We start from the raw sequence: 13,532 nt of genomic DNA, 5'->3' as shown, positions 1-13,532 counted from the left end.
CCTGGACTGCCGCTTTTTTATTGAAGCAAACTAAACAGAAAACAGCTCATTCAGACAAAGAAGCTTTCTTAAATCAAAACCTCGTTGTTTATAATACCGTTCGGCGCGCTATCTGTTGACGGCAAGCTTTCGCTTAGACCAAGCGATCGCGATGTCGAAGTATGATTGTCACGGATAAGCTCCGGGTTTTTCAACAGCGACACGCCGTAAGAAGGAATCATTTCTTTGATTTTCGGCTCCCAAGCTTTAATATGCTGCGGGAAGCATTTTTTTATAACTTCAAGCATGACGGAAACGGCGGTAGACGCACCGGGAGAAGCTCCGAGCAATGCGGCGATCGAACCGTCGGCGGCGCTAATAACTTCCGTACCGAATTGAAGCGTTCCTTTGCCGGCAGCCGTTTCTTTAATAATTTGCACACGCTGGCCTGCGACCAGCAAATTCCAGTCCTCGCTGTTGGCGTTCGGGACAAATTCCCGCAGCTCTTCCATGCGCTGATCTTTCGATAACATCACTTGTTTAATCAAGTAGGTTGTCAATGAAACGTTTTTGACGCCTGCCGCGATCATATTTACGAGATTATGCGGTTTTACGGAAGTGATCAAATCGAACATGGAACCGAATTTCAAGAACTTTGGCGAGAAGCCGGCAAACGGCCCGAAAAACAACGATTCTTTGTTGTCGATCACTCTGGTGTCCAGATGCGGAACAGACATCGGAGGAGCGCCGACCGCAGCTTGTCCGTATACTTTTGCCTTATGCTGCGCCACTACATCCGGTTTTTGACACACCATGAATAGTCCGCTTACCGGAAATCCCCCAATACCTTTTCCTTCGGGAATACCGGATTTTTGCAGCAAATGCAGGCTTCCTCCCCCGCCGCCGATAAAGACGAATTTTGCAGTATGGCGTTGGGCGGTGCCGCTGTCGACATCCCGCACCTTCAATTCCCACGATCCGTCGCCAGTGCGTTTAATATCATCAACTTGATGATTGAATTTAATATCGACATCTTTACTTTTAAGTTGGTCGAACAATATGCGCGTTAAAGCGCCAAAATTGACATCCGTTCCGGATTCGATTCTTGTAGCCGCTATAGGTTTGTCCAATGTCCGGTCTTTCATCATAAGAGGAATCCATTCCGCCAGCTTTTCCGGATCTTCGGAATATTCCATCCCTTGAAACAGGGGATTGTCGACCAGCGCTTCATAACGTTTTCTTAAAAAGGTTACGTCTTGCTCCCCTTTTACAAAACTCATATGCGGCACCGGCACGATAAAGTCTCGCGGGTTGCGAATCACATTGCTGTCTACAAGATAAGACCAGAACTGCCTTGAAACTTGAAACTCTTCATTAACCTTGATAGCTTTGCTAATATCTATGGATCCGTCCGGTTTTTCGACGGTATAGTTAAGCTCGCATAGCGAAGAATGCCCCGTTCCCGCATTATTCCATTCGTTGGAGCTTTCCTCTCCTGCGGTTGCGCGCCTCTCGAACACTGTAATTTTCCAGTCGGGCACTAATTCCTTCAGCAGCGACCCCAATGTCGCACTCATGATTCCGGCGCCGATTAAAATAACGTCTGTTTTCGTTTGTTCGTTGCTCATATTTACCTTCCTTATAGCTTTCGATTTACATACATCTTTTCTGGATCAATGATAGCCTTATCGTAGTTTATCACTATTAGTAATAGAATAAAATAATTGTGCATAACGTTGTGCTATTTTTATTTTTTCATCTTTTCAATATGTTTCCTGTCCATAAAAAAACCGGCAGAGCAGCATCGCTCTTGCCGGGAAGCAAACCTATTCCAAGATTATAATTTTGCCGGTAACAACACCATTTTCATCCTTTGAAAATTGAAGCGCCTTGTAATTTCTGCCATCCCCACTGAAGGAAACGGCATCCGAAATCCCCGTTTGGCCTTCCACAAACAACTCCTCAAGAAGAATCGTAACGGTCCAATCGTCATACTCGTAGTGGATTTTGCCTTGGTCGTCAGCGGTCACTTCTTTGATCGATTCGGGAATAACGGTGCCACCGGGTATTTTTTTCTTCAAAGCTTCTATTTTGTTTGCCAAATCCGCTTCAGCGGCATCGTCAACGGAAGCCGGATCGGTCGGTTCGTCCTCCGACGGTTCCCGCAGCAGCTCCTTCAAATAGGCATCGGCCTTGGCGCGGTCGGCTTTGGCTCTGTCCAGAGGCAGATCGAACAGAAGCGAGATTCCCTTATAGTCGGTTCTGGCGCTTACTTCACCCGTACTCTCATTATAGGCGAACGCTTCGCTGTTGTAGAAGCTGCTGCCGCTGCTGACAGCCAGGTACACCCCTCGGTCGGCGAACATTTCCACTCCGTCGCATTCAATCAGTCTGTACATAATTCCGTCCAACACAACCTCGCTGTAACCGCCGTTCATCGTTGCGATATTGACCTGCCACGGCTTCTGGCCTTTAATGAGCGGAGAAACGAAGAACGGCTCCTTACCGTATTCCGGGTCGCTCGTAGACGGCATTGGGCCGCCATCCTGCCTGGCCACTGATACGACAGCATATGTCCTGTCGGGATAAATATCCTGCGCAGAGCTTTTCAATTCCCTAAGTCCCGCCCCGGAGACAATCCCGTGCAAAGTAAAGCTGTAATCGCCGGAATCGATAGTTTGATTGATTTCGATGGCGTCGCTGCTATCGAATGCTTTGGCCAAAATTTGCTCTCCCAGATGCTCGGCAACCTGCTTGGAGCTGAAAAATTGTGAAGCCGCAAAAGCCGTGACCGACATAACAAGCGTGAATACGGCAACCAATACTGCTGCAGAAATCCTTTTCCTGTAACTGCGCTTGCTTCTGTTATTCTCCTTCAGCTGGCTAATGATGCTTTCGTTCAATTTCTCATCGGGCTCCGCTTCAGGGGCAAGGGCTTGCTTGAGCAATCGGTCCCACTTCTCTGTATCGTTCATAGAGACTCAACCTCCAATAGCTTTTTCATAGCTTTTCGTGACTGGTAAAGCCTGCTTTTAACGGTTCCCGCCGGAATTTGGAGCGCCGACGCGATCTCTTCGACGGACATTTCTGCCGTATAGTACATATAGAGCGGAAGCTTCAGCTTGTCGTCCAGCCTGTCGGCCGCGGCTTGTATCATGCCGCGAAGCTCCTGGGACAGCACAGCCTCCTCCGGAGTTGCTTCTCCTTCAAGCCCGCTAGCATTATCCACAGCCTCGTTGAGCCCGGCTAAGGGTGCAATCCGCTGCCTCCAGGCAAATTTCCGGCGATTGTTTTTGCGCAATCGAATCGCTATAGAGATGAGAAATCCTTTCGGATTTTGATTCGGATCCATTTTATGGCGCACTTCCATAGCTTTAAGGAAAGTTTCCTGATAGAGATCATCCGTATCCGTCTTATTCCCCGCAAGCTTGTAGCAAAATGCGTAGATCGCTTTGCCATGCAGCTTTACAAGATTGCTTAGCTCTTCGATATCCAATTAGCTGCTCCTTTCCGAATGGCCATTCCCTTATATATTGTCATAACTTTGAAATTGGTTTACAACAAAATGGAGTTTCTCGCAGCTCCGACTTTATAAGATTTTCTCTCGTAACTCCTCTCCTGCAGCCATGCAAAAGCAATACAAAAGGGCCGCCAAGACAGATTGTTCATCCGTCTTGGCGGCCCATCCCGTATATGCTCTGTACAATTAGATCAAGCCGGACAAATTCAGCAGGTTCCGAATAATCGCAGCTACCTCAGCCCGTGTCATCTGCTCACCCGGAGAAATTGCCGTGCCTTCGGCGCCGCTTCTGCCCGACACCAAACCCGCTTTGACGCTTGCGGCAATGTCGGCTTTGGCATAGCCCGATATTTCGTCCGCGTCGGCAAAGGAAGCCAGCAGCTGCTGCGCTTCCGCCTCCGTGACGGTTGCTTGAAGTCCGGCCAGCTTCATCGCTCTTGCGATAATGACCATAGCCTGCTCGCGGCTAATGGAATTCTTCCCTCCGAAGCTGCCGTCGCTATACCCGGAAATCAAACCGAATTGATACGCGATTCCAACATAAGGAGCATACCAATCCGCTGCCTTCACATCGGTGAATAGAGCGCTGCCCGTGCTGGAAACCCCCTGCAGCCCCAACGCCTTGACTGCAATCGCCGCGAACTCTGCCCGGGTAATGCTGCGGTTAGGCTCAAACAAGCCTGTTCCGGTGCCATTCAAGATCAATCGGACGCCCAGATCGTTTATGGCCTGCTTCGCCCAATGAGCGGACAGATCGCGGAAATTCGCCTCGGAGGAGACGATCGCGAACGTGCCGCCGCTGGCAAGGCTCTTCATAACGGCAGCCTTTGTTCCGCCGGAGACGCTGAATCGGGTTGGGACAGGACTGACCGTTCCATCTTCCGCAACGCTGACGCCTGCCATCCCCGACGCTTCCGGAGCGGAGGAAGACAGAACGAAGCTCCGTTCCACATAAGCGTCATAGAGACTCGCTTCCGCAACCGTGGAGCCGAGAGCATAGGTCACTTTGAATGCCGTCGGCGGAACGACAAAAGTATACCCTCCATTGGATGCCGCTTGCTCCAATTGCCGAGCCTGTTCCGGAATGGAGATTTCGATCCGAACCCGGACATCCGCCGCCGCAGCCGCTTGTCCCCCCAGCCTTTGGAGAATGGCTTCTTGATAAAGCTGAGCTGCCGGAATGCGATAAGCGACGTTGCCGATATCCACCTTGAGGAACGCTTTCGTATCCGCCATTGCCTTGACGAGCTGCGCGCTCAGCTCCGCTGCCGATACTTCCGACTTCTTGTTGAAAACAACGGCGATTTCCGCGTTGTCTCCATACGTCTGCAGCAGCTTGTTCATAGCCTCTTCATTGACGGAGATCGTTGTCGTTACGCGTCCTCCTTCGGACGACGCCTTTTCCGTACCAACGTTTTCCGCCTTGCCGTTCACCCAAATTTCAGTGTCCGAATCGGTCGGAGGAACCGTTGCTCCGCCGCCGGCAGGGAATCCTCCGCCTCCCTCGCCTCCGGAAACGGCTTCTTTCGTATACACGGCTTGCGCCGCATCGCTGTCGTTTTTGCCTTCAACCTTGACGATCGCTCTTACCGTCGTTGTTTTGGATAAAGTCAATTCGCCGTCATAGACCGGAGATTCCTCCGTTGGCAGACTGCCGTCCAATGTGTAATGGATGACGCCTCCCGCTTCATCGGTAGTCAGCGATACTTGAACCGATTCCTTGAAGGTGCTGTCCGTCAATCCCGACGGCTTCCCGGCTGTATCGGCGTACATGAGCGCCGGTTTGTTCACGGCTATCGTTCGGCTCTCCTGCTGGAGAGAGGCGGTAAGCAGAATGACGCCGCCGTTTCTGACCGTACTCCATACGATGGAGGAATCCTGCGTCAGAACGTAGTCCGACTTCACATCGTAGGCCGTATCGCGTTCATTCAGCTTGACCGCCGCTGCCGCCAGCTTCGCCGTGTCTACTCCGTCGAAGGCAATAAGGCGCGGATAGAATCCCGCTTGCGCCCGCCATACTTGGTCGTCCAAGCCTGCCGGCAGGTCGCCCTCTGTAAGAGCGGCGGTGCCTGCGTTCACGGCTTTCCCTTGAACCGACCGCACGAAATGGCCGCTGCTGTCGCTGTAAGCAATGATTTCCTTGAGCATCTGTCTGTCGCTGTATGAATTTTCGAAAGACGCTTGCTCTTCCGCCTGCCCCGCGATTCCGCCGTAAAACGTCTTTTTGTACACCATCCGTCCGTTAATGCTTCCTTCGACTTGCCCGTAGCTCAGCGCGTTGTTAATGCTCCCTGCCAACGCGTACCCTGCTACGCCGCCTGCCCGGGCGTAGCTTGCTCCCGAAGCTTCGATATTCCCGGCATTAAGGACGCCGCGCAAGCTTCCTTCGTTCTCTCCGGCTATTCCTCCCGCGCTGGCGTTATCGCCCCTCGCTCGAACGGAAGCCGAGGAAAAGCTTTCTTCGACGATTGCCGCCGATCCATTGGTTCCCGCGATTCCGCCGACTTTCACCTGCGCGTCGGCCGCTTCGAGCTCGACGCTTCCGGTTGCATACGATTCGGTAATTCGGGCTCCGTTGTCGCCCGCTATGCCGCCCGCAGCTTGCCCCGTGCCCGCAATAAGGCCATTGAACCGGGAATTTTCGATAGTCCCTTCGTTGCTGCCAGCAATGCCGCCGACAACGCCTCCGTGCGCAAGCAGCTCCCCTTGAACGGAAGCATCGCTAATGACCGACGACGACTTGCCAACGATCCCTCCGACGAGGCCTGAGCCTGTAACGGCTGCCCCGCTCAGCTTAACGTTTTGTACGCCATGCTCATTTTCCGGCACGATGCCCGCCGCCGTTCCGGCTGCGGCTTCCACCGTCACGTTCCGGGCTGTAATATCGCGGACGAGACCTGTTGCTTTTCCGACCGCTCCTCCAAGGAAGCTCTGGCCCTTAACCGTTACATCCTCCGCCGTTACCGTGGAGATGCCTGCCGCCGCGCCCGCAACGCCGCCAACGTAATGGCGCCCGTCGACGCGTAGCCCCCGAACGGTAATCCCGGTCAAGGAGCCTTCGCTTTTTCCTGCCGCGCCGCCAACATAGTCCCCGCTTCCGGCCACTTCTCCGCTTATTGTGATGGTGGATATGACGGCACTCTCCGCGTTTTCTCCCGCCACGATTCCGACATCGCCCCCCGCTTCGATACGGGCGTCTTTGAACGCAATGTTGCTGATAGTTCCTTTGTTGCTCCGCACGAAGCCATAGCGATCGTAGTCCATGCCGTAGTAGCTCATACCGGCGATTGTTTTTCCGTTGCCGTCAAAGACGCCTTCGAACTGCTCAAAGGGAATCCACAACGAGCCTGAAAGGTTCAAATCCGCCTCCAGCCGCAGCTTCGATAACCTAGGCTTTTGCGTCGCGGCTTTATCGTACAAACGGTAGAAGCTCAAATCCTCGTCATTGCTTAACAGAACCGCTGCTCCAAGCTGGCGTTCGCTGAAAATGACAAGCTCGTCAACGGACTCCGCTTCCATGAGGAAGGTCAAGTCGGGAGCGAACGTCCAGTTGGTTATATTCCTCAGCACCGGTTTATCGCCGTTCACTCCCGCCAAATAAGCCCAATGGGCATCGTCTGTGGAGAAATCCCATCCGGCAAGAGGCTGCCGCCCGGAGAAGTCGACCGGCTCAAGACTTTGAGCGGACGTTCCGTGCCCGATTCCGGCTTTGCCCGCATCCGCATAATAAGAGCCGTTTACCTGACCGTCCCTGAAGTTGTAGCCGATGAAGGAGCCTACATAAGAATTCGAGCCATTGGCTACAGAGGCCACGCGCAAAGCGGAGGCGTACGTTTCCGTCAGGCTGCCGTTGTTATACCCTGCGAAGCCTCCGGCATAAGCTCTTGTCGCTCCGTGCGAGCCCTTGGCCTCCACGCTGCTCGTGACGGCGTAAGCTTGCTCGATCGTTGCGCTTTGCTCGATTACGCCTGCAAAGCCGCCGCTTCTGGCGTCGAACGCCGTATTCGCTACCGTCGCGGAAGCGTAAGCTTCTTCGATGACATAACCTTCTATGCTTCCGGCAAAGCCTCCGGCATACGAACCGCTTTTTCCCGATACGGTAACGGATCCTTGCGCATAAGACCGCTTAATCGTTCCGCTGCCGTAGATGCCGGACTGTAGCAGCCCGGCAAAGCCGCCCGCGTACACCGTGTTGTGCGCATTGTCGCAGTATACCGTCACAACCGAGTCGGCGGACGAGTTCCGAATCGTCGTATCGGCCGCTCTGCCTGCAAAGCCTCCCGCATAGGTGGCGGGAGTAACTTGCTGGATGGCCGCCGCGCTGCCGATTGCAATCGCTTTGCCGCCATCCGCCCGCGAATAGACAATCCGTCCGCCTGACGTAAAGCCGACAACTCCTCCCGCATTGTAAATGCCGGAATCGGAAGCCGTAATATCGGAAGCGGCTGTGCCGCCGATAATATCGCCTTCGTTCCAGCCCGCAATACCGCCGATGTTGACCGTTCTGACTCCTGTCGCCTCAAGCTTCGTATCCGAGCTCGTCTCATAAACGGATGAGGACGCATTTTTCCCCGCAACGCCGCCGACCGAAACATCGGCCCGATAGCCCGTTGCCTGAACGCTGATCGTTCCGCCCTCGGACTCGGAAAGCGTAATACCTCGATATACAGGAAGCAGCTTGCCGAAATCGAATGCCGTATCAGAGCCCGTATTTTCGATTATTCCCGCCAAGCCTCCGACATAGCTTTCCTCCGACGTTGTGGACAACGTCAGCTCAGGCGTCGCTTTTCCTTTGTACAAGATGGAGTTCAAGCTTTTACCGGCAAGCCCTCCCGCGCTTACGCCGTCGGCGCTGATGCGAATTGCCCCGGCGAAAACCGCGTTCCGAACGGCGCCGTTCTCCACCGTTCCGACAATGCCTCCCGCGTTTCCGCCGTTGCCCGAGGAAATGACGACATGCTCCACCGTCACATCGGCGACATCCCACTCGGCAATTCCTTTCCCCTTCTTGTCCCCTGCGATGCCTCCCGCATTCCCGTGACCCGTAATGTTCACCGGGTTAACCACGCCAGCATTATCGGCAAGCAGCCTTATGCCGCTGATCGAATGGCCCGCGCCGGAGACGCCGACTGCGCCTCCCGAGCTGCTGCCGGAGCCTGTGCCCTTGATTTGTCCGCCATTCAATGCAATGTTTGCGTCGGCTAACGATCCTGCCGAAGCTTCCCCAATGACCCCGCCGACCGCTGCGCCAACGGTTTCGGAGCGGACTTCTCCCGACGAGTCCACGGTTACGGCGACATCCCGGACGGTTCCGCGACTCTCACCCGCTACGCCTCCCGCACGGTCACCGCCCGATACGTAAGCTCCGTCGGCAAGAATAACTTCCACTTGCGCGATGCTGCCCTTGTTCAAGCCGGCCAAACCTCCGACACTGCCCGTTCCCGTGACGGACACCGGAGCAAGCTTCACGTTGCGAACTTCGCCGCGATTGCCGATAACGCCGAACAATCCGGTAAAATCCTGTCCATCCGCTCTAAGGCCGCTTATTAAATGATTGCCGCCGTCGAAGCTGCCCTGAAAGGCATTCTCTTCGCTGTTCCCGACAGGCGCCCACTGCGCGGACTGGATCGTGACGGGAGCCGTCACCTCGACGACTCTTCCGGCAAAATCAAACTTCGGAAGTCCCGTCACGCTTCCGTTTACGATAGCCGCCAGCCCCGCCAGCTCGGCTTCGGAATCGATATAGAAGCGAAGCTCGTCCTTATGCTGCGTATACCAGCTAATGTTGGTGCCCACATCGGTTTGAGGCGAGCCTCCTCCGCTGTTCGCATCAAGCACCAATTCGGGATAGGCGTACTCCGCTTGAGACGAACCGTACTTCCACAGTCTGTTCTGGCTGCTGAAATCCCAGCCAGACAACGTTTTGAACGCTTCCCTGTCCGCCAGGCTTGCCGATAGAATCGGAGACAGACGCATATAGAGCTTCAGCTCGTAATAGTTTCCTGCCGCAAAGTCCAGAAGGCCGCTGTTAATGCCGAGGCTTTCATCCTTTACATAGTAGCTGTTGTTCAAAAGCTCCTTGTTTGCAGTGTCGTATCTTCCGGCGAACCCCCCGCTGTAGGCGCCGCTCGCTCCGGAAATCCGCCCTGCCGAATAGCTGTCGCCGATAGTTCCGGCCGTGATTCTTCCGAGGAGTCCTCCCGAGAAGGAACTTGACCCTTTCGCCAGCACGTTTTTGGCCGCGTAGCTGCTCGTCACGCTGCCGCCGGCCTGCCAACCGGTCAAACCTCCGACGCATACATAAGCGCCATTGGCGGTCACAACGGATGAAGTGTACGATTTTTCGACGATGCCGCTGTTTTTGCCGATCAAACCGCCCAAATAGGCGTAAGCGGACGACGTTCCGCTAATTTGCGCCGTCACATCCTTGGCGATGTAGGAGGAGCTGACAAGTCCGGTATTTTCGCCGACAAGCCCTCCCGCCGCCACCCGGCTGCCTCCCAGAGTCAAGCCCGCATTGGAGAACGAGTAAAACACCGTTTTCGTATTCAATCCGACCAGTCCCCCGACCGTGTTGCCGCTTCCTTGGGACGACACTCGGAAGCCGTCGGAAATGCTGTTGTTCGCTACAACGGAGCGATTCTCTCCGGCTAGTCCGCCGACCTTGGAATCCGGCGAATTCACCGTCAGGCTGCCCAAAATCCGGTTATTCCGAATCGAGCTGACAGCCGTCTTCGGATCGCCGCTGTCGAGACTGCCGTCCCTGCCGTCATTCAATCCCACGATGCCTCCTAAAGTGGAATTTCCGGCTGTGGAAGCTGCCGTAAGCTGGACTTCCGACATGTAGTTGTCGGCGATAACAGCGGTTTCGGTCCCTTTGTTGTAGCCTGCCAATCCGCCCGCCTTGGCATTAGGGGCGCTCACGGTCATCTTCACGCTGTCGGCATACAGCTTGCGCACGGAAGTGCCTTCATTCCAGCCGACGGCTCCGCCGACGGTTGCGCCGTCCGCCGTTGCGAGAACGTTGATGAGCAGACTTTCGATATTGTTGCTCTGCGCGTCGCCGCTAATGGAGACGCCAATAGCTTTGGCTGCGATGCCTCCGGCGAAGGAGCCGCTCCCGCCGACTTTCAGGACGGAGTACTCTCCGTCATACGCGGCGATTGAGGAGTCCGCAATTTCAACCTCCGTATATCCGGCTATGCCTCCGGCCTTTGAATTGTCGCCATTGGCCGTAATCAGAGGCCTGAGGACGGCGCTATCGGCAATATGGCGCTGCTCTCCCGTCGCTTCCCCCGTTATACCTCCGGCCGTGGAGCCGTTGCCGCTAATCGTAATGACAGGGCTGTCGACAATAACGGATTGCACATCGGACGACCGGCTTTTGCCCGCAATTCCGCCCGCCGCGCTGTCCTCTCCCGTCGCGGCGATCCGGACATCGGCAATGTCCGCGTCCGTGCCGTTCCCGGTAATCGCCGCGTTGTCCAGAAAGCCGACGATTCCTCCGGCGACGGATTGCCGCCCGCTTACGGCAAGCTTTGGAATGCCGCTATCCTCGCCGAACACTTCCGGGTGCACGATGCTGCCGCTGCTGCGGCCCGCGAGCAGACCTGCCATCGTTCCCTGTCCCTCCGAAGAGACGTCGGGATTCCGAATACCCAGACTGTCAAGCACGCCATAGTTGTCTCCGATGATTCCACCAACGATGGCATTCCGCCCGCCTGACATTACTTTGATATTGGCAACCCGGCTAAGGTTGGCTGCCGCAAGCGGAGCGCTGTTCTTCCCGAACACGCCGCCGATGGCGGAATCGTCGCCGTCCGACGCAACGGTCAGCTCGTCCGCGTCATCGAGCGGCAAGACGATATATACGCTGCTCGAACGGTTCTCGCCAACCGCTCCGCCGAGACGGGTATGGTCTCCTTCGGAAGTTACACTGACATTTTTAACACCGAGCGGCGAAGAAGGACTGCCGATGCTCGCCGCCAATGCGGTTTCCCCCGCTATCGCCCCCGCTCTTCCGGGAAGGCCGTCCTGTCCCTGTGCAGCAACGGAAATGTATTGCGGATTGGACGACTCGATAGCGCCCGCCGCATACCCGGCTACGCCTCCCGCACTGCCTGTCGAGGCAATCGAAGCGTAGGCTGCGGCGGTATTTCCCGCTTGAACGTTCTTGACCGTTCCGGCTCCCAAATAGCCGGCAACGCCCCCGGTATAGGTGTATTCTCCGCCCGCCGCGGCAATTTCTCCGGTAAATGCGGCTTCCTCGAGAACCCCTGACGTCTCATAAAACCCGACAATACCGCCGGTAAAAATACCCGACGCCAAATCCGTATTTAGCGTCGCATTCCCATTCACAACGATACGGCGGGCGTATTTTTCTCCCTTGAGGTCGGCTGCCGCGCCCGCAACCTTGCCGATGTACCCGCCGGTGTACAGCGCCTTTTCTCCCGTTACCGTAATATTGCCGGCGCTGAGCACGTTGTCGGCCGCTTTGCCGTAAGCTTGAGCGGCAATAATTCCTCCCGTATAGACGTCCGATCGGCCCGTTACTTCAATGTCTCCGCTGTTCGCATAAGCGCCCGGCAGCGTGCTGTCGAAGGCGACAGTACCGTCCGCCGCGCCGAACAAGCCGCCTGTATATACATGGGAAGCCGCGCTTCCGACTACGCGGAGCGCCGCTTCGTTCTTCAAGCTGAAGCCGGAGGCTGCGGATATGTCTCCGTCCACATAACCCGCTACGGCTCCGGTATACGCGTATTCGGTGCCGCTTGCCGATGCCTCGACAGCCGCCGTTTGCTTGTAATTCCGGCTTAGCGTCAAGCTCCCTTTTACGCGTCCCGCAAGACCGCCGGTATAAACATAATCCTTGGCATGATTGACGACTTGCCCCGTACTGATGAAGTTGAAGTCGACTTCAAAATCGCGCTCGATTAGCGCCGCCAGCGAGCCTGCGTACGACTCCGTTGAGTTGGCGGAGCTCGCTTCCACCTTGCCCGAATTGGCCGTATTGTTGGAAAATGTAGCGGAAGCCGCTGCAGACGCGAGCCGCCCCACTATTCCGCCGCTGTATACGTTCGTCCCTTCTTCGGCCGTGACGCTTCCGCTGTTGACGACGGCCGTATGGCCGTCCGCCATGAGCAGATCGGCGCCGGCCTGACCGAGTATTCCGCCGGCAACCGACGTTGCCGCTGCCTTGGACGAAACGGCTGCCGTATTGGATACGGTTTTCAAAACAAGCTCCCCCGAGTTGATTCCCGCAATGCCTCCGGCGCTGGAGCCGGATACCGCTGCCGCAACCTCAACCGTCCCTTTATTGGCCGCATTGGAAATCGTCCCGCTTGCCGATCCGGCGATGCCTCCTGCAAATACGCCGTTCGTCGCCGTCAAGTTCAGATTGATGAAATTGGTTACATCATAAATATAGCTGTTGCTCCCGCCGCTGCTCGTGACAGTCCCGGCTATGCCTCCTGCATACAGATCCCCCGCAGCGTTAACGTTAACGGTTCCCGACAGGGTGAAGCCCCCTATCGTCGCATTTTCCATGCTGCCGATAAAGCCCGCATAACCGTAGCTTCCGGACACCTTAATATCCGATATCGAGAACGGCCCTCCGCCTTTGGCGATCAGAACCCCTCGAAAAGGGCTCCCGTCCGTACCGATCGGCACCCATGAATAGGGCGACAGCGCCAAATCTCTGTCCACTTCAAGAATTTTCCCTTGAAAATCCGTCGTTCCGTCATTCACAAGCTTGGCGATTCCCGCCAGCTTGGCGGAGAATCTATCGTAAAAGTCGTGTAGTCGGCATAATTCAAATACCAGTCCGTATCGGCATGATCCGTCCAGTTGTCGGCGGATGCGCGTACAAGCATCGTCCCCCAAGCAAGCAGCAGCGCCAGCAGCGCAGCGCTGCCGAGCTTCAAGCTTCTTCGGGATAAAACACTTTTCATGACAAGGTCCTCCTCAGGCTTCGCGTTAATGCTCATCCAGCCTGAAACCCGTACAGAACGGGCTTCAGGCTGTTGATGATAGT

General features: G+C 55.5%; 5 protein-coding genes. All 5 read right to left on the bottom strand.

The genetic code is table 11. The annotated features are described in order from the left end of the window. Window positions 1–68: 68 nt before the first annotated feature. The 5 genes from D3H35_RS20330 to D3H35_RS20310 all read right to left on the bottom strand — a co-directional run bounded on the left by D3H35_RS20330 (window position 69) and on the right by D3H35_RS20310 (window position 13,449). Window positions 69–1,622: a malate:quinone oxidoreductase gene (locus D3H35_RS20330; protein ID WP_267901425.1), complete on the bottom strand. Its 1,554-nt coding sequence runs from the start codon at window positions 1,620–1,622 to the stop codon at window positions 69–71. A 183-nt stretch (window positions 1,623–1,805) separates the two neighbouring features. Next, complete coding sequence (locus tag D3H35_RS20325) at window positions 1,806–2,954, bottom strand: hypothetical protein (RefSeq protein ID WP_119150975.1); 1,149 nt, start codon at window positions 2,952–2,954, stop codon at window positions 1,806–1,808. After that, complete coding sequence (locus tag D3H35_RS20320) at window positions 2,951–3,475, bottom strand: RNA polymerase sigma factor (protein WP_119150974.1); 525 nt, start codon at window positions 3,473–3,475, stop codon at window positions 2,951–2,953. The genes D3H35_RS20325 and D3H35_RS20320 overlap by 4 nt, the downstream gene beginning before the upstream one ends. 210 nt (window positions 3,476–3,685) lie before the next feature. Then, complete coding sequence (locus D3H35_RS20315) at window positions 3,686–13,246, bottom strand: S-layer homology domain-containing protein (RefSeq protein WP_119150973.1); 9,561 nt, start codon at window positions 13,244–13,246, stop codon at window positions 3,686–3,688. After that, window positions 13,243–13,449 carry a hypothetical protein gene (locus tag D3H35_RS20310; RefSeq protein ID WP_119150972.1) on the bottom strand — a complete coding sequence of 69 codons (207 nt, stop codon included), beginning with the start codon at window positions 13,447–13,449 and terminating at the stop codon, window positions 13,243–13,245. The genes D3H35_RS20315 and D3H35_RS20310 overlap by 4 nt, the downstream gene beginning before the upstream one ends. Between the last annotated feature and the right edge of the window lie 83 nt (window positions 13,450–13,532).

Source organism: Cohnella faecalis, from assembly GCF_003570905.1.
GTDB classification, from domain to species: domain Bacteria; phylum Bacillota; class Bacilli; order Paenibacillales; family Paenibacillaceae; genus Cohnella; species Cohnella faecalis.
The sequence above is the reverse complement of the archived record's forward strand: the minus strand, read 5'-3'. Positions and strand labels throughout refer to the sequence as shown.

What these genes read in the sequence shown, in the direction of transcription:
- D3H35_RS20325 (WP_119150975.1), bottom strand. Translation starts at nt 2,954, where the DNA reads ATGAACGATACAGAGAAGTGGGACCGATTGCTCAAGCAAGCCCTTGCC.
- D3H35_RS20310 (WP_119150972.1), bottom strand. Translation starts at nt 13,449, where the DNA reads ATGAAAAGTGTTTTATCCCGAAGAAGCTTGAAGCTCGGCAGCGCTGCG.